This is a genomic window from Enterococcus sp. S22(2020) (assembly GCF_020295385.1).
GTDB classification, from domain to species: domain Bacteria; phylum Bacillota; class Bacilli; order Lactobacillales; family Enterococcaceae; genus Enterococcus_L; species Enterococcus_L dunnyi.
Genome location: NZ_JACFUD010000004.1, coordinates 457,532 through 476,222 on the forward strand (window position 1 = coordinate 457,532; position 18,691 = coordinate 476,222).

Sequence of the window (18,691 nt, forward strand, 5' to 3'; positions counted from 1 at the left end):
ACTCTTAGAATAATACTATTCTAAAAGTCCTTCTTTTTTTAGCTTTTCTTCTATTTTTGACCAAGTCAGGTGCGCTAGCTTTTGGCCGACACGGTCATAATCTGAAAGAGTAAATGTTTGATTGACATAAACGACTGGCTTTGCTTCTGAGCCAAGAGCTGGGATGAGATTATCAGAAAGGATCGTATCACTAACCACCAAATCTATATCCTCTGTTCGTTCAAAAACACATTGAAAATTATAGAGAGAACGGAGGGCTGTTGTTAAGAGGAAATCTAACTTGTCTTTGCTGACTTTTGAGACGATCAAGACATTGATAGCAGGTTTATATTTTAACCAGTCAATAGAATAAAGAAAAATTTCATGGTATTGTCCTGCCAGATACTCTTTATATTCTTCCAGATGATTGAATACTGGATGTTCTAGTTCTTTTTTTATTATCTTAGTGAATAGTGCTACACGTTGGTCACTTAAAATTCTAATCTCATTTTTTGGCTGAGACCAAGTAGGAAGATTTTGTAATTCTGGATTATTAAAAAGTAGAATTCGATAATGAAGTGTCGCAAGTTTATTAAAAATTTTCATATATTCATTATCAGAATCTTTTAAAAGAGAATATTTTTTTAAGGATTCCATAATATGAAAAAGTGGAGATAAAAATTGATCTTTCTGTAGCTTTTTGTCAAGGGAAAAGAAGCGTGGTGCATGAGTGATTCCCGCATAAGAGCCGCAGGCTAGCACACAACTGATCAAAGCTCGAATCTCTAATGTTCGCTTTTTTTCTGTGGTAGCAGGTAACAGTCGTTTAAAAATCTGATTCAAGTCAGTTACGCTTTTCTTAAATTCAGGTGTATCGGAATGATACAGGGAGGTTTTGAAACACTCCTCAGTTAGTGGAAAGTTCAAGCGGCCCCTTACTAGAGAAACCGCTGTAAAATAATCAACTAGAATTTTTTTATCTAAACTATCAGAATTAAAAAATTCTTTTGGCATGTGCCGAAGTATTTCATTCGTATCGTGTAAGTGGATTGAATGGAATGGCCATGAATAACCTCCATAAGAGTTCAAACATAACACTGCGTAGAATAATCGAATATGCAGTTCATTTCCAGTTAAATGGATCTTCTTTTTCAATTGAAGCTCCAGTCCATATTTTTCAAACTCTTTCTTTAAAGTGTATAATTCTCTTCTTAAGGAGGAGTAGGTGATGAAAAAGCGCTGAGCAGTTTCTGTGATATCATCTAAATTATTTAAAAGAAGTCCCTTTAATAATTTGAAGTTTAACGAATTTTCATAATAGAACAAACGAATAAATTGAATAAAGAAATCCTCTGCGATCTCCAATTTATAAGAATGAATCGATTCCAAATAAATCAGCTTGATAGAATCTGTACAATCATATTGAATAAAGTCGTTTTCGATCGAAGAAATGACTTTGTATAATGTGCCGACAGAAATACCTAACTTGTCTAAAAGTAAATCAGAATGCAGCGTCTGGTCAGGTGCATCGTTAATCAATTCTAATGTTTGATACCGTCTAAGTAAAGATTTATCCATAAATTCCTTCATAACTAAATCCCCTTTTTATGTCATTTTATCGCAGTGTTTCTATGTATGGCTACTGTGTCTTAGTACCTGATATTATAGTACAAATACTGAAAAATCTGAATAAATCTATCTTATAAAAAAATGATATTTTTTCCAAAAATTATAAATTAGATAGAAATTGTTTTCAAAAATAGGGAGGATTTCTGAAAAAATGGAAAAAAGCTAAAAATTGACCTTGTATAATCAAGAAGCAACAGTTGGAAGTGCTGGTTGCAAAATGCTTTTTATTGTGGTTGAGAGGGAGTAATAAGCTTCCTTTCATTCCTTATAAAAAAGTGAAGGATTTCTAAGAAGGTCATGAAAGGATTGGGGAAATTATGAAAGCTAAAAAAATGTATCTACTTTCAAGCGTGGTACTAACAATATTTGCACTATCGAACGCTGTACCGACTTCTGCAGAAGAAACGATAGTTGGCGGGAAAACGAATTCTGAAGGTACTATAAAGTTCAGCAGTGATGATGGAGATGGTGGAGATGGCGGCGAAGGCGGTGGAATAATCGATCCGGTTGATCCGACAAATCCAGATGTTGAAATTCCTGATGGTGGCGGAAATGGCGGCGGAGACATTGACGGACCGTTAACGATCGACTTTGTTTCAAAAATTGATTTTGGTAAAAGAAAAATTTCTGGTAGTACACAAGTCTATCATGCTTCTTATAATGAATATTTAAATGAAGAGGGAACAACATTATACTTGCCTAGTTTTGTACAAGTAACAGATGATCGTGGAAAAAATGATGGTTGGAAACTGGAAATTTCTAATACTCAATTTAAAGATGCTGTAACAGGAGATATATTAGAAGGTGCTGTACTGACTTTGGGTGCTAAAAATCAAGTGTATACTCAAAATGACAACGGATCAGATCACAAAGTAAGTGCAAAAGGTTCGATTGTATTAAATGGACAAGGAACCGATCAAACAATTGTCAATCCCGTTCAAGATAAAGGCATGGGAACAAATACGATTGCTTTTGGAGCGCAAGAATATGGAACAGCTGATGCTAAAAATAGCAGTGTTACATTAGAGGTGCCCGGAAAATCAAAGAAAAATGATCAAGCAACTTATGTTTCTGAGTTAACATGGACATTGTCCCAAACAGAAATTTAAGCAATAGAAATCATAAAACAATAAGGAGAAATCAAAATGAAATTATCAAAAAAATCCCTTTTAGGAACACTAACGCTTAGTGCATTGGTTTTAGGTGCGTATGCTCCGACAGCTTTGGCAGCAGACGAGCCAGTTGAAGTAACAGCAAAATCTGATGCAAAAGTGACATTTAAAGAAGATGATGGCGAAACAACACCGCCAGTAAATCCAGGTGAACCGGATCCAGATCCGAACCCAGGGGAGCCGGATCCAGAACCAGGTGGAGGTGGAAGCAAAGGTCCGCTTCGAGTTGACTATGTATCAAATCTTCGCTTTGGCGAACAAAAAATCTCTGGTAGTTCAAAAGAGTATCATCCAACATTAGTCAAATGGAATTTTGAGGATGCGACATCAATTTACATCCCTCACTTTATTCAAGTTACGGATAACCGTGGTTCTAATGAAGGTTGGACACTTTCTGTCGAACGTTCAGAGTTTGCTACTACTGAAAATGAGGTACTGACAGGTGCAGAATTAGTCATTACAAATGGAGAAGTCGTTTCCATTTCAGATATGCCCGCAGAAACAACGCCAGGCGTGGTGCAGCAAACGGTCACTATTCCGGTCGGCTCAGCAGCGACTGTAATGACTGCAGCGGAAAATCAAGGGATGGCGACATGGTCTTATTCATTTGGTCAACCAATAAGTAATGATGCAGCGTCAACTGATCCAACTGCAGTGAATAATGATGTGACATTGAAAGTTCCAGGAACTGCTAAGAAAATTGCGGACAAAGAATATACGTCTAACATTACCTGGACATTAGCTGCAGCAGAAGTATAAGAGAAATCAATGGTTTTATAGAGTGGAGAGTCCTTTTAGACTTTCCCTCTATACATAGATCGAATCGAAAGAAATGAGGAACCACATAATGAAAAGTATCAAAAATAAATCACTGATTTGTATACAAATAATCACTTCCATTTTATTTGTAGGAATAATCTCACTTTCATTAGGAATTACAGCATCTGCTGACAATATGCGTTTTGCAGTGAAACCGAACTTACCTGAGAATCAAGTGGATAAAAGTAAAACTTATTTTGATTTAAAAATGATCCCCGGACAAAAAGAAACGATCGAGCTTGAAGTCAGCAATAGTACTGACGAAGAAATCATTGTAGAAATCAATGCGAATACAGCTTTGACCAATGACAATGGAGTAGCTGATTATAGTCAGTCGATGATCAAAAAATATGACGGCACATTAAAGACACCTTTTTCAACAATCGCCAAGCCGCATGAAAATGAGCTGACCTTAGCGCCTAATGAAAGTAAAATAGCTAAGATCGATATCGACATGCCGAAAGACGAATATGACGGTCTGATTTTAGGTGGTATTCATCTGGCTGAAAAAGACACTAAAACTGAAAAATCCGCCGATAGCGGTGTACAAATAAAAAATAATTTTGCTTATGTCGTAGGTGTTTCATTAAGAGAAAACGACAATGAAGTAAAAACCCATTTGGAACTGAATGATATCGTGCCGACACAAGTTAATTATCGCAATTTTGTAAAGGCGAATATTCAAAATACAACAGCTGAAATCGTCAAAAATTTTAAAGTGGACGCTCGTATTTATACGGAAAAAGGAAAAGAAGTTCTTCATCAGACAAAAAAAGAAGACATGCGGATGGTTCCCAATTCCAACTTTGATTATGCCATTTCATGGGACAATCAAGAGTTTAAAGCAGGTGTGTATCGATTAGAAATGGATGCGTTAGCGAACGGGGAAGAATATCATTGGGTAAAAAACTTTACAATAGATGCGAAGGAAGCGAAAGAATTAAATGCAAAAGCAGTTGATTTAGAAAAATCATCAAATTTGATGCTATATATTATGATTGGAATCGCGATTTTAATCGCATTGCTTTTAGTATTGATCGTACTTGTGCTACGTAAAAAAGGAGACAAAAAAGAACAATAATAAATTCAAAAAACTACCTAGAATATAAGCGGGAGTGAAAAAATGATCAAAAAAAGAAAAATGTCAAAATGGACGATTATCTGGTTTGCATGTTGTATTTTTCTTGTAGCACCTAAACATGTCCAAGCTTCAGAATATCAATCGAATGGAACGATTGAATTAGTTGAGAGCGATCAAGTCAAAAATAGCTCTGATACTGCTAAGGAAGAAACACCTGCGAATAAAGGCAAGCTTCCTTCAACTGGTTCTGAACATTCCCGCTTATTATTTCTAAATGGGGTAGCTCTTTTATTTTTAGTGATCATGCTGGAAATAAATAAACGATGGAGGAGGAGAGCGGATGAAGCAGAATAAAATCTATTATTTGTTGACTGCATTATGTGTGTTTTCTAGTACCAGCTTTTATTCTATTTCTGCCACAGCAGCAATTTCTGATGTGGGAATAGATTACGAGCAAGACACAGAAATAGTACCTCCGATCAATCCGATGAATCCAGACGAAACGATCAAGAGTGACAAAAATACAGCGGGGCCTTTAAGTATTGATTATATCTCAGACTGGAACTTTTCGATCCAGAGAATTAGTTCGAAGAAAATTACATATCCTGTGAAAAAAGATGTTGTGGAAACAAGTGATGGTCAAACAAAAGAAGTGCCCAATTTTTTTCAGGTGACAGATAAAACAGGAAAAGCAAATGGCTGGACATTGACAGTCAAACAAAATAATCAGTTCCAAACAAAGGATAGGGTTGAGCTTAAAGGGGCACAAGTCATAGTTGAGTCGCCGATTATGCAGACCTTTGATGATGGTGACCGGCCAAACATACAAGGTGTTGTTCATTTAGTGCCGAATGGTGATGCGGCTTTAATGATCAATGCGCAGCAAAAACAAGGAACCGGTACATGGCTGGGTGTTTTCGGAGATGAAGAGAGTGCTGCTGAACAAATTGGACTGACCGTACCTGGAGAAACCAAAAAGAAACCTGGTATTTATAGTGCAACTTTTACCTGGACACTTTCAGCGGGAGAAGCTTGACATCACTGGAAAGGGATAGATAAACATGAGTAAAACAAAGAGACGCATACTTTTTATTTTCATAATACTGACCATATTGCTTACCGCTGTCTATTTAATTAGAATAAAAACGGTGAATGCGAAAGAAGACATGACGCAGGAAATGAATCAAAGTGAAAAAATAGCAGAAACTGCTGGAACAAAAGAATCGTCGCAGTCGAAAGAACTGCAAGAGAGTGCTGATACAGAAGAGTCAAGTATGGAAACAGAAACCTCTTCTACCGAACAAACTGAAGCGGAAGCACAGGTAAAAGATTCAGCAAAAGCATCAAGTCCACAAACTAGAGCGCTTGAAACCAATCACGGCATCGATTATACACGTAGTCATTTTGGTATTGATGCTAGCTATACTGAGTTGAGTAAAAGCCAGCGACTTTCTGATGTTCATGTTGATGCAAAAGAAGGAGTAAATGCTGCTTTTGGTTTTAGAGGGATGTCTGCAAATAACTTTGCAACTGTGGGGAATACGACATTGACACCAGAAAGACATTACTATTTTGAACCTTTGATATGGGCAAGCTTCAATTTAGAAAATAATATTGGTCGAAAATCATTCCTGGCAGATGGTATTTTATCAGGTTCAGGCAGCTTTGAAAATACAAGTATAAATCCATATGTCAATGGAAAATGGATTCGATATGATACTGCCAATGCAGACAGCCCATATGGTGTTTTGAGACGAACAGGTATCAATAGTATTGCCTATCAAATGACAAAGGAAATGTATTTCTTTAAAAAAGATAACATTGAAGAGCGCTATGGAGAATTGAAAGCTGTTATGTATACAAATGATGGTTTTGATGTGGTTATGTCTATTCTCATCGATAAACGAAAAGGGGCTGGAGAAGTTCGGTATAAATTTTATAACAATACCTCGGAAGCAATCGATATGGGAATCATGGAATATGGTGAGATTTTTTCAAGCTCTCAAACTCAAAGTGGTGGATACCCAGTGATGCAAAGTTTGGGAAATGATCGTGGCTTTTTCTATAGAGATGACTACTATAAAGATCAACTTAATATAGAATTGCAAAATGGACGAGCGAAATGGCTAACAGATTATAACCACTATACGTTGTATACTGAAAATGCAGTCGATATTAACAATCGAAATCGCTTTGGCAATAATTTCTTAACACCAGGTATTGAAGGAACTCCAAGAGACAGAGGAGCAACACTGCTTTCTAAGACAAAAGCTTTTTATCAATTTGGAACAGATGTAAAAACACTTCAGCCAGGAGAAGCAATGACTGTGGGGGCGAACTATTACTATGGTGGATTAAAAGAACCACAAAAATTAACGGCTAGTACAGAGAAAACACTTTACTATGATACTGCTACCGAATTGGCACCGATCGATTTTGATTTGACTGATATTGAAGGAACCTCAGATGATCTTTATATCATTTACAATGATGAAGAACCTGAAAAAATCCAAACATTAGATCTTAGCGATAAAGAAAGTATTTCTGGTACAGTAAAAATCGATGCAAGTAGACTTCACAGTGGTGAAAACCATGTCAGCCTTTACGCTGAAAATGATTTGTATGATGCATCAAATGAAGAAAATATAACGATTGAAATGCGTAAATTAACTGCCGAAGTGGCTATTGTTAAAACGCCTTTAGACAGTTCGTTGGACTTAATGGCTATCGATAAATTGATTAAATCCCATAATACGATCCATACACCGCCGATTTTGACCTATCAAGAAAACGGAGAGCCGGATACAAGCAAAATCGGTTTTGTTTGGTCAAAAATCAATTTAGCTGATAAAGAAACATCAAGCGTCGATAATATTGATTTAGAGGTACCAACAAACATTTATGGTGATAATACTGTTTTCAATGATACAGAGTTAGTAGCAACCGATGTAAAAAATGTTGAGCTGTCGATTCGCCAAGTTCAAAAAGCTGCTACAGAAGCAGAACTATTTGCGCTGATCGCAGAAAAATCAGAGCTTAAATCATGGTTTATGAACGATGGTACGTCAACCGATGCACAAATAATCAGTACGACGGTAAAACCACAGGAAGGTACTTATGAAGCGACGATCGAAGTGACGGGACGATCTAGTGGAAAAGTGTCAAGAAAAATTCAAGTTGAGGTTGGTGGGGATTTAAATATCTTGAATATCCCAAGTGAAATCGATTTTGAACAGACACCGATTCGATCCAAGTTATCCTATGTCAATAAAGTTGATCCAGTTGCAATCACATTAGATACATCTTTAGGTGTAAATTGGACACTGACTGTTATAGCGGATAATTTCAAAACATCTGATGGAGAAGCAGTTTCTGATATTCTAATCAATCGCCGTAATGGTGTGGAAGAATTTGTTTCTGCTTCAAATAGCTCTATTGTTTATACTGGAAATGAAGAGACTGCCTCTTCTGATTATAAGCTGCTGATGCCAAAAGATGACGGCCTATTGCTTAAAGTTAGACCAGGCCAAGTGAAATCTAAAAGCTATACTTCTACAGTTACATGGACATTAACAGAAGATCCAACAAGATAACAGAAAAAAGGTGCTTGAATGATTGTGTAAAAATCATTCAAGCGCCTTTTGACTTTTGAGGAAAAGCGATCGTTTCTTCATAAAAGAGATGAATAAAAATTTTTTAGCACTCTTGGCAAGAGAGTGCTAAAAAAGTATGTTTTTCTCTTGACAATTCAGAAAGAACTTGCTATATTAATACTTGTATTAGCACTTGAATAACATGAGTGCTAATGAAGGGTGGTAACTATGATAACAGACAGACAAAAGAATATTTTGCGACTTATCATCCAGGAATACACAAACACAGGAATGCCCGTTGGATCAAAGAAGTTGATGGAAGAAGGAATCCAGTCCAGTTCAGCAACTATTCGTAACGATATGAAAGCTTTAGAAGAGCTTGGGCTGCTGCTAAAGACGCATTCTTCTTCTGGTCGAATTCCTTCAATGGATGGTTATCGCTATTACGTTGATCATTTATTGCGTCCAACAGAAATTGAACATGAGGAATTACAGACAATCCGTCATTCCTTTGGCAAAGAGTTTCACGAAATCAATGATATCATTGAGCAATCGGCAGAGATTCTTTCTGAATTGACCAGCTACACAGCGTTTTCTTTAGGACCTGAAATGAAAGAGCGGCGCTTGACCGGTTTTCGAATCGTTCCTTTGAATGAACGCCAGATCATCGCGATCATCGTGACGGACAAAGGCAATGTCGAAAGTCAGGTCTTTGCGGTACCAGCTTCAGTTTCCAGTCAGGATCTAGAGAAGATGACACAGATCATCAACGATAAATTAGTTGGGCAGCCGCTTTTGACCGTGTACCATCGTTTGCGGACTGAGATACCGATGATTTTACATCGTTATTTCCAAACACCAGATGGGATGATGAATTTGTTTGATGCTATGTTAGGACATGCATTTGAAGAAAAAGTATTTGTCAGTGGTCGAATGAATTTATTTAACTTTGGTGTGCAAAATGATTTGGATCAATTGAAATCTGTGTACTCATTTATGCAAAACACAGATGCGATCACACATTTATTGACGGCAGATGAACAAAATGACGCGAAGATCGCCATTCGAATCGGTTCAGAGATTGGGAATGATCTATTGGATAATATGAGTATGATCACTGCATCGTATGAAGTAGCAGGACATGGGAAAGGGACGATCGCATTATTAGGACCGACAAGCATGCCGTATTCAAAAATGTTTGGCTTAGTCGATGTATTTCGTCATGAATTAGCGTCAAAACTTGGAGCTTATTATCGTTTCCTTGATGAATAAGTAAAAAGTAAAAATATAGAATTTTGATTCTACGGAAATGAGAAGGGAAGTTGCCAGAGTGAGTAAAGAAGAGACTAATGAAGAATTACAAGAAGAACAGACGAATTCAGTCGATGAATCAGTCGTCTCTGAAACAACTGAAACAGAAGTTGAAAAATCAGAACTTGAAACAGCTCAAGATGAATTATCTGAAATGGAAGATAAATTTTTAAGAGCTCGTGCAGAGATTGCTAATATGAGCAATCGCTTTAAGAACGAACGTGAATTGCTTGTCCGGTATCGTTCGCAGGATCTAGGTAAAAAGTTATTGCCTTCGATCGATAATCTAGAACGTGCAATGGCTATCGAAGTCGATGATGAACAAGGTGCAAGCTTGAAAAAAGGAATCGCGATGGTTCTGGAGAGTGTTCAAGCAGCGTTGAAAGAAGAAGGAATTGAAGAAATCCCAGCAATGGGCGAATCTTTTGATCCTAATTTACATCAGGCAGTCCAAACGATTCCTGCAACCGATGATACACCAGCAGATACAATCGTGGAAGTGCTGCAAAAAGGCTATAAGCTACATGATCGTGTTTTACGAGCGAGTATGGTTGTTGTTGCACAATAGTGACAAAACGAAAACTTGCATGATATAAATTGAATACAACAAAAATCAAAACAGAGATAGGAGATCATTAATTATGAGTAAAATTATTGGTATTGACTTAGGAACAACAAACTCAGCAGTTGCAGTATTAGAAGGCGGAGAAGCAAAAATCATTGCTAATCCAGAAGGAAATCGTACAACACCTTCTGTTGTATCGTTCAAAAACGGTGAAATCCAAGTTGGTGAAGTAGCAAAACGTCAAGCTGTTACAAACCCACATACAATTTCATCAATCAAACGTCACATGGGTGAAGCAGGATTCAAAGTAGAAGCAGATGGCAAATCTTATACTCCGCAAGAAATTTCTGCGATGATTTTACAATATCTAAAAGGGTTTGCAGAAGAATACCTTGGCGAAAAAGTAGATAAAGCGGTTATCACTGTGCCAGCTTACTTTAACGATGCACAACGTCAAGCAACAAAAGATGCTGGTAAAATCGCTGGTTTAGAAGTTGAACGTATCGTTAACGAACCAACAGCTGCAGCTTTAGCTTATGGTTTAGACAAAACAGATAAAGACGAAAAAGTTTTAGTATTTGACCTTGGTGGTGGTACTTTTGACGTATCGATCCTTGAATTAGGTGACGGAGTCTTTGATGTACTATCTACAGCCGGAGATAACGAATTAGGTGGAGATGACTTTGATAATAAAATCATCGATCACATGGTAGCTGAATTCAAAAAAGAAAACGGCATTGACTTATCACAAGATAAAATGGCTGTTCAACGTTTGAAAGATGCTGCTGAAAAAGCGAAAAAAGATTTATCAGGTGTGACATCAACTCAAATCAGCTTACCGTTTATCACAGCAGGAGATGCTGGTCCATTGCACTTAGAAATGAACTTGACTCGTGCAAAATTTGATGAATTGACAAGTGATTTAGTAGAACGTACAAAAACACCTGTACGTCAAGCGTTGAAAGATGCTGGTTTGAATCCATCTGAAATCGATGAAGTAATTTTAGTCGGTGGTTCAACTCGTATTCCAGCAGTTGTAGAAGCTGTACGTAAAGAAACAAACAAAGAACCAAACAAATCAGTAAACCCAGATGAAGTAGTTGCGATGGGTGCAGCTATTCAAGGTGGCGTTATCACTGGTGATGTGAAAGACGTTGTTTTACTAGACGTTACGCCATTATCATTAGGTATCGAAACAATGGGTGGTGTGTTTACTAAATTGATCGATCGTAATACAACGATTCCAACAAGTAAATCACAAGTCTTCTCTACAGCAGCAGACAACCAACCAGCCGTAGATATCCATGTATTGCAAGGGGAACGTCCAATGTCAGCAGACAACAAAACATTAGGTCGTTTCCAATTGACTGATATTCCAGCTGCTCCTCGTGGTGTGCCTCAAATCGAAGTAAGCTTCGATATCGATAAAAACGGTATTGTAAACGTACGTGCCAAAGATTTAGGAACACAAAAAGAACAAACGATCACGATCAAATCATCTTCTGGTTTATCAGATGAAGAAATCGAACGTATGGTGAAAGACGCTGAATCTAATGCAGAAGCAGATAAAGCGCGTAAAGAAGAGGTTGATCTACGTAACGATGTGGATGCTTTACTATTCACTGTTGATAAAACATTGAAAGAATTAGAAGGCAAAGTCGATGCAGATGAAGTGAAGAAAGCAGAAGACGCTCGTGATGAATTGAAAGCTGCTGTTGAAGCCAACGATATCGAACAAATGAAAGCAAAACGTGATTCATTAAACGAAATCGTACAAAACTTAACAGTTAAACTTTATGAACAAGCAGCACAACAACAAGCACAAGAAAATCCTGAAGCTGCCCAAGGTGGAGCAGACGATGTTGTAGATGCTGACTTTGAAGAAGTAGAAGGCGACGATAAATAATCATTGTTCGTAACAAGCTGGCAAGTAGGCCGAGACAAAAGCGTTTAGCTCCGAGAAATAAGGGGAAATTCATGAAAATTGCTCTTCAAATTTTTGTGAATTTCAACTTATTTCCGAAGGAGCTGCTTTTTTCTTGCCGTTTATTCGGGTTTAGAGTGCGAAGCAAAACTGATTTTTAGTTTTGTCACGCACTCTTTGCCTATCTTTATTTATAAGGGAAAAGGCGCACAAATTAAGGGAAGCTATTTTGCTTTTACTTAATTTGTGGTATGATTACAACGATGTTTTTATCGAAATAAACAGATGTCGGTTCTTTTATAGATGGAATAATAGTTGGAGGGGAACTAATGGCTAAAAGAGATTATTATGAAGTACTGGGTCTGTCTAAAGGTGCTTCAGATGATGAAATAAAAAAAGCATATCGTAAGCTTTCAAAACAATATCACCCAGATATCAACAAAGAAGCAGATGCTGAAGAAAAGTTCAAGGAAGTTTCTGAGGCTTATGAAATCTTAAGTGATCCACAGAAAAAAGCAGCCTATGATCAATACGGTCATGCGGGAACAGATCCTAATTATGGCGGTGGCGGTGGTTTCGGCGGTTTTGGTGGCGGCGGATTTAGCAGCAGCGGTTTCGGTGGGTTCGAGGATATTTTTGATTCCTTCTTTGGCGGCGGCTCACGAACTGTGGACCCAACTGCGCCAAGACAAGGTGCTGATCTTCAATACACTGTCACACTTAAATTTGAAGAAGCGATTTTTGGTGTCGAAAAAGAAATTAAATACAATCGTGAAGACAATTGTAGTACCTGCGGCGGTAATGGTGCCAAACCGGGGACACATCCAGAAACGTGTCACAAATGTCATGGTTCAGGTTCGATCAATGTTGAACGTCAAACACCACTTGGTCGCGTGATGAGTCGTCAAACCTGTGATGTCTGCCGTGGTACAGGAAAAGAAATCAAGGATCCATGTCCAACTTGTCATGGTACAGGGCATGAGAAAAAAGCGCATAAAGTCAAAGTCAATGTACCAGCAGGTGTAGAAGACGGACAACAAATGCGATTAGCTAATCAAGGGGAAGCTGGTATGAATGGCGGACCTTATGGTGATTTGTATGTTGTCTTTAGTGTGGAGGATAGCAATATCTTCGATCGTGAAGGGTCTGAGATCTATTATGACTTGCCGTTAAGCTTTGTACAGGCAGCGCTTGGGGACGAAGTGAAAGTACCAACAGTTCATGGCGATGTTAAATTAAAAATCCCAGCAGGTACACAAACTGAGACCAACTTCCGTTTAAGAGGAAAAGGTGCGCCGCGTTTACGTGGTGGTGCCAATGGTGATCAACATGTCAAAGTGAAGATCATCACGCCGAAAAACTTGAACGAAGAACAAAAAGAAGCATTGCGGACGTTTGCAAAAGCAGGCGGTCAAACAGTAGAAGAACAACAAGATGAAGGTTTCTTTGATAAGATGAAAGATGCTTTTGGCGGCAAAAAGAAAAAATAAAAGAATCTCAGCTCATACGGTAATCATATGAGCTGAGATTTTTTTAATTCTGATAAATATGAAGTAGTTCTTCAAACCGGCGCTTTAGTTCATCGCGAACATGATCAGGACCCAGACATTCACATTGATTGCCAAAACCCATCAATAAATGATAACCAAAGTCATCTTCCATAAAGGGAAATTCGACAATTATTTTATCAACTTCTGGTGTTTCAATGAAATCTAGCTGACCGAATTTATCTACTAGTTGCTCCATTACTTTATAAGTCACTTTCAAAGTAATGGTCGTCCATTTTTTACCATAAAACGGTTCTTTTCCTAAAGGTTTAGGCTGGAATTCTCGAGGAGTGAACGCCTTTTCTAGTAAATCTAGATAGCTGATTCGAGAGAGCTTAAAGGTTCTAAAATCGTTTCTTTCCAAGCAAAAAGCTTGTAGGTACCAGCTGATCTCTTTTAAGACGAGGCGATAAGGTTCGACTGTCCTTGTGGTTTTCATGCCTTGATTATCTGAATAGTCAAAATGCAATAATTGATGCCGTTCCATCCCTGATTTAATGGTCTCTAAAAAAGGCTGTAGTGGTTGATTGCTTGTCCAAGGTGTTAAATCGATAGAGATTTGATGGGACTTTAACTTGATTTCTTCTGAAAGATGGTCAGGTACAAGGGTTTTGATTTTTTCAGCCGTTTGGTTTGCTTGAACCGCTGAAACATTACTGGACAAACTTTCTAAAGCGATCAATAAAGAGGTAATATCAGTTGAAGTAAAAAAATGTTTATCGATCTTGTAGTTGTCCATGATCTGAATGCCGCCATTTACACCCGGTAAAGCAGTGACAGGGACACCAGCTTCGCTTAGAGAGTTGATATCGCGGTAAATAGTCCGGACAGAGACTTCGAATAGTTCAGCCAGCTTTGTTGCGCTGATTTGTTTTCTATCTAAAAGAATCATGATGATTCCGAGTAAACGTTCTGTTTTCACTAACTTCACTGCTTTCTAGTTGAGATATCTCTATTATAACGAAAAAGCTTTCCTTTTAGGGGAAAAAATTACTAGAAAAAAACTTGTTTCTTTTTTTTGAGTGTGCTATCATACAAGTGTAGAAATTGAATATGTATTGATTTAGATGGAAGTTTGGTTAGATTCCAATACGGTCCCGCCACTGTAATGAGCAGCTATGCTATAAGTCAGGTCTTTCTGTTTCAATACCCCGTACTATTGTTTCGAGGCAAGACAATAGGGCACATGGAGCGTTTTTTTTAGCATACAGCTACGAAAGAACACACAAAAATGTGAGAGATGTACGACGAAGTACACCGCAACGGTTGAAGCCTATTTTTTGTGTCCAAAAAACTAAATTGAATAAAAAACACGAAGTAGTGTTTTTAACGAGCAATGAAGCCGTGAAAAAGATATCCTTGTCTTTTTTGCGGCTTTTTTTGAAGAAATGAAAGGAGCAGACCATTGGAAACTATTACTTTTCCCACTACGCTACATATTGGAGCCGATGTTTTAAAGGGACTAAGCACTTATGAGAATCAACGAATTTTCATTGTTACAGATCCTTTTATGGTTCAATCAAATAAGATCGAACAGATCACAAAGCATTTTCAGCCGAGTAATCAGCTAAAAATTTTCAGTAACGTGATCCCTGATCCGCCGATCGAAAATGTTATTTTGGGGATCGACTCTTTAACAGAATTTGCCCCAACACTTTTGATCGCAGTAGGCGGCGGCTCACCGATCGACGCAGCCAAAGCAATGAAATTTTTTAGTCAGAAGCTTGAGAAAGTATCTAAGCTACCATTTATCGTGATCCCGACTACAAGCGGGACTGGTTCGGAAGTGACTAATTTTTCAGTCATTACGAATCAGGAAAAAGGAACGAAGTATCCCCTAGTAACATCTGAAATTCAACCAAACGAAGCTTATCTAGCTTCTGAGCTGGTCATTAGTGCACCCAGAAATATAACTTCTGATACTGGGATGGATGTTTTGACGCATGCACTTGAAGCATATGTATCCACAAAAGCAACTGTATTTTCAGATGCCTTATGTGAGAAAGTTGTCGTTTTAGTCTTCGAGAATTTAGTGCAATGTTATCAAAATGGAGAGAATATCCATGCACGTGAGCAAATGCATTATGCCTCTTGTATAGCTGGAATGGCATTCAATCTGACTTCACTTGGGATCAATCATGGTATTGCCCATGCTGCAGGAGCAAAACTGCATGTCGCTCATGGTCGTTTGAATTCCTTACTGTTAGAAGAAGTTATTCAATTTAATGCTGGCTGCGGTACGGTTTCTAAAGAGTATGATCAACGAACAGCAGAAAGATATGCATATCTTGCAACTCTTTTAGGTCATGAAAAATCGACTGGCAGAGCGGGTGTCAAACAATTGGTACGAGCGATCAAGCGTTTGAAACAGCAACTAGCAATGCCAAATACGCTAAAAGAAGCTGGTGTCTCTGATCAACATTTCCAACAGTTTAAAGAAGAAATTGCTAAGAGTGCTTTAAAAGATGGCTGTACAGCAACGAATCCAAAGGTTCCAACGAAAGCGGATATTTTGCAGATTTTGGAAAAGATCAAATAAGCAGCTTATTTATAAAATGGGGTTGTCCAAAAAAAAGAACCATGATAGTGTTAATGAGCTGAGAAAAAGAGGGAAAGATCATGGCTGAAAAACAACGTATGATTCAAGAGTATGTACCAGGCAAACAAATCACGCTGGCTCATATTATCGCTAATCCAAATCCGGAGATCTATGAAAAATTAGGACTGGTGGATGTTGAAACAAATGCGATCGGTATTTTAACGATCACGCCGAGTGAAGCTGCGATCATTGCAGTGGATATTGCAACAAAAGCAGGAGATATCAAAATTGGCTTTATCGACCGTTTCAGTGGTTCAGTTGTGATCACCGGAGACATCGCCTCAGTAGAATCTGCCTTAGCAGAAGTCTTAGCGGGATTAGGGAATATTTTAGGATTTAATGAAACACATATAACAAAAACATAAGAGAAAAGGATGAACCATTATGAACGGAAGAATTGTCATTGTCGACGATGAACCTATTACAAGAATGGATATCCGGGGAATGTTGGAAGCGGAAAACTACACTGTCGTAGGAGAAGCAGCAGATGGGATCGAAGCGATCGAAATGTGTAAACAACAGCACCCCGACTTAGTGATCATGGATATCAGTATGCCGCTTTTAGACGGTTTGAAGGCAAGTAAGAAAATATTAGCTGAGAGGTATGCCAAAGCAGTGATTCTTTTGACCGCATACAGTGATAAAGAAAACATTGAGAAAGCCAAAAAATATGGTGTCAGTGGGTATCTTGTGAAACCGATCATGGAAAAATCATTGACGCCGATGGTTGAAGTGGCCATCGCCAATGGAACGAAAACGAGAGAATATGAAGTGTCACTTGAAAAGTTGACTAAAAAATTGTCCGAACGAAAATTGATTGAAAAAGCCAAAGGGATCATCATGGAAGAACAAAATCTTTCAGAGGATTCAGCGTATCAGTTGTTAAGAGATCTTAGTATGAACAAACGCTGCCCGATCGCAGAAATTGCAGAAATGTTTGTGGTTGCTGATGAATGATGAAATGAAAAGACTTCGCTTATTGTGTGAGGAGTACACGGTGCTTTCGCACGAAGATATCGATGAGCTGATCAGTCAGGCAGAACAAATTTTAGCAAGAAAATTATATCCGGATAATGATGTATTTATTGATGTGATGAATGGATTGACTGGAGATGCTATTGTTGTTTTCCAACGTCCGCCGCTTGCGAAAAAGTCATTGTATTCAAAAGATATCGTCGGACAAAAAGCAAAGCGCAAAAATGAAGCGGCTGTTTATCGTACCTTTGAAACTTCGTTGAATACAGTCGGACTTTTAGCCCGTTCGCAAGAAGATGTCATGGTTCGTCAGCGGGTGTATCCGATTCGCAATCAGAAAAAAAATATTGGCGTTGTGATCGTAGAAGATTCAGTCGATGAAAAAATGAAACATTTTCTTGTTGCTCAAAATGGTATCGAACAAAATCGTAGTCATCCAATTTCGATCACCTCAAAAGAATTTGTCACTGACAATATCGATGAAGGTATTTTGATCTTTAACGCGACTGGCTATCTGGTACAAATGAATCGCGCGGCGGAGTCCTATTATCATGGTTTTGGCTATCTTGATGATATTTTAGGAATGCATTATGATAATTTATCCTTGGATATGTCGACCTTTGAACAGCTGAACTATCTGCGTTCTCGTAATGGCGGTGCTGGCTCGATGGAAAAAGAAATCAAATTTGGTAACTTGTATTTTGAAATGAAATACATTTTTGATGAGGTTGAAGGTACAGTGATCGTGATCATTCACGAGGTGACAGAGGTCAGAAAAAAAGAAGCAGAGATCAGTGATAAAGCTGTCGTGATCAAAGAAATCCATCATCGCGTCAAAAACAATCTGCAAAGTGTGGTATCGATCTTAAGTATCCAAGCGAGACGCTGTTCCACTGATGAAGCAAAAAAAGTACTCACAGAAAGTGTTTACCGGATCATGGCCATTGCCCGCACGCATGAACTACTATCAAAACAACTAGAAGACGATATTTCATTAAAAGCGGTCCTTGATTCTGTGATCGAAAACATGCATCGCTGTTATGAAGACTTGTATCACATTACGATCGAAGCAACTATCGATGAAGAACTGATTTTGAGCAGTGATGTGGTTGTCACGATTGCTCTTGTTGTCAATGAACTCATCCAAAATTGTTATGATCATGCCTTCAATGGCCGCAAACAAGGACAGATCAACGTTGACGTGTCACAAAAAGAAGGCTATGTTTACATTTCGATCGAAGATAATGGTGTCGGCTATCCAAAAGATGATATCAAACAAAATAATCTCGGATTGCAAATCGTCACTAGTTATGTCAGAGAAAAACTAAGAGGCAAATTAGACGTTCAATCCGATTCAAAGGGAACAAAAACCGCTTTTTATTTCAAAAAATAATCACACAGACGAACAATGCTGTTCGTCTAAATCGAGCAAAGGCGCTCAAAAAAACTTTGAAAGTTTTTTTGAGCGCTTTTTTTCTTAGAAAGGAGGAAGAAAAA

The 18,691-nt window shown here is 38.1% G+C and carries 16 protein-coding genes and 1 riboswitch; of the genes, 14 read left to right on the forward strand and 2 right to left on the reverse strand.

The genetic code is table 11. From position 1 onward, the window contains the following. Positions 1–15 precede the first annotated feature (15 nt). Positions 16–1,569: a helix-turn-helix domain-containing protein gene (locus tag H3T55_RS10700; protein WP_225534454.1), complete on the reverse strand. Its 1,554-nt coding sequence runs from the start codon at positions 1,567–1,569 to the stop codon at positions 16–18. Positions 1,570–1,925: 356 nt separating this feature from the next. Between H3T55_RS10700 and H3T55_RS10705 the strand changes: the two genes are divergently transcribed. The 10 genes from H3T55_RS10705 (at position 1,926) to dnaJ (ending at position 13,563) form a co-directional block, all read left to right on the forward strand. Beyond that, complete coding sequence (locus H3T55_RS10705) at positions 1,926–2,717, forward strand: WxL domain-containing protein (protein ID WP_225534455.1); 792 nt, start codon at positions 1,926–1,928, stop codon at positions 2,715–2,717. Between the two features lie 36 nt (positions 2,718–2,753). Further along, positions 2,754–3,539: a WxL domain-containing protein gene (locus H3T55_RS10710; protein ID WP_225534456.1), complete on the forward strand. Its 786-nt coding sequence runs from the start codon at positions 2,754–2,756 to the stop codon at positions 3,537–3,539. 88 nt (positions 3,540–3,627) lie between these two features. Next, positions 3,628–4,680, forward strand: coding sequence for a DUF916 and DUF3324 domain-containing protein (locus tag H3T55_RS10715; protein ID WP_225534457.1), 1,053 nt, complete (start codon positions 3,628–3,630; stop codon positions 4,678–4,680). 42 nt (positions 4,681–4,722) lie between these two features. After that, positions 4,723–5,034, forward strand: a complete 312-nt coding sequence (locus tag H3T55_RS10720; RefSeq protein ID WP_225534458.1) for a hypothetical protein — start codon at positions 4,723–4,725, stop codon at positions 5,032–5,034. Then, entirely contained in the window at positions 5,021–5,716 is a 696-nt protein-coding gene (locus tag H3T55_RS10725; RefSeq protein WP_225534459.1) for a WxL domain-containing protein, read from the forward strand. The genes H3T55_RS10720 and H3T55_RS10725 overlap by 14 nt, the downstream gene beginning before the upstream one ends. Before the next feature lie 25 nt (positions 5,717–5,741). After that, entirely contained in the window at positions 5,742–8,273 is a 2,532-nt protein-coding gene (locus tag H3T55_RS10730) for a hypothetical protein (RefSeq protein WP_225534460.1), read from the forward strand. Between the two features lie 228 nt (positions 8,274–8,501). Continuing rightward, positions 8,502–9,545 carry a heat-inducible transcriptional repressor HrcA gene (gene hrcA / locus H3T55_RS10735; RefSeq protein ID WP_087641459.1) on the forward strand — a complete coding sequence of 348 codons (1,044 nt, stop codon included), beginning with the start codon at positions 8,502–8,504 and terminating at the stop codon, positions 9,543–9,545. Positions 9,546–9,582: 37 nt separating this feature from the next. After that, complete coding sequence (gene grpE, locus H3T55_RS10740; protein ID WP_225534461.1) at positions 9,583–10,152, forward strand: nucleotide exchange factor GrpE; 570 nt, start codon at positions 9,583–9,585, stop codon at positions 10,150–10,152. 73 nt (positions 10,153–10,225) lie between these two features. After that, entirely contained in the window at positions 10,226–12,055 is a 1,830-nt protein-coding gene (gene dnaK, locus H3T55_RS10745) for a molecular chaperone DnaK (RefSeq protein ID WP_087641461.1), read from the forward strand. 347 nt (positions 12,056–12,402) lie between these two features. Further along, positions 12,403–13,563 (forward strand): molecular chaperone DnaJ, encoded by a 1,161-nt coding sequence (gene dnaJ, locus H3T55_RS10750; RefSeq protein WP_087641462.1) that lies wholly within the window; start codon positions 12,403–12,405, stop codon positions 13,561–13,563. 43 nt (positions 13,564–13,606) lie between these two features. Here dnaJ and H3T55_RS10755 read toward each other — a convergent pair whose 3' ends face one another. Further along, complete coding sequence (locus tag H3T55_RS10755) at positions 13,607–14,551, reverse strand: helix-turn-helix transcriptional regulator (protein WP_225550160.1); 945 nt, start codon at positions 14,549–14,551, stop codon at positions 13,607–13,609. 114 nt (positions 14,552–14,665) lie between these two features. Then, positions 14,666–14,808: riboswitch (adenosylcobalamin (AdoCbl) riboswitch) on the forward strand. A 217-nt stretch (positions 14,809–15,025) separates the two neighbouring features. Between H3T55_RS10755 and H3T55_RS10760 the strand changes: the two genes are divergently transcribed. The 4 genes from H3T55_RS10760 (at position 15,026) to H3T55_RS10775 (ending at position 18,587) form a co-directional block, all read left to right on the forward strand. Continuing rightward, positions 15,026–16,159, forward strand: a complete 1,134-nt coding sequence (locus tag H3T55_RS10760; RefSeq protein WP_225534463.1) for a 1-propanol dehydrogenase PduQ — start codon at positions 15,026–15,028, stop codon at positions 16,157–16,159. Positions 16,160–16,239: 80 nt separating this feature from the next. Continuing rightward, entirely contained in the window at positions 16,240–16,584 is a 345-nt protein-coding gene (gene eutS / locus H3T55_RS10765; RefSeq protein WP_088269132.1) for an ethanolamine utilization microcompartment protein EutS, read from the forward strand. A 19-nt stretch (positions 16,585–16,603) separates the two neighbouring features. Next, the gene (locus tag H3T55_RS10770; protein WP_087641466.1) at positions 16,604–17,176 is read left to right on the forward strand and encodes an ANTAR domain-containing response regulator; all 573 of its coding nucleotides are present in this window, start codon (positions 16,604–16,606) and stop codon (positions 17,174–17,176) included. A 4-nt stretch (positions 17,177–17,180) separates the two neighbouring features. Continuing rightward, complete coding sequence (locus tag H3T55_RS10775) at positions 17,181–18,587, forward strand: sensor histidine kinase (RefSeq protein WP_225534512.1); 1,407 nt, start codon at positions 17,181–17,183, stop codon at positions 18,585–18,587. The last annotated feature ends 104 nt before the right edge of the window (positions 18,588–18,691 follow it).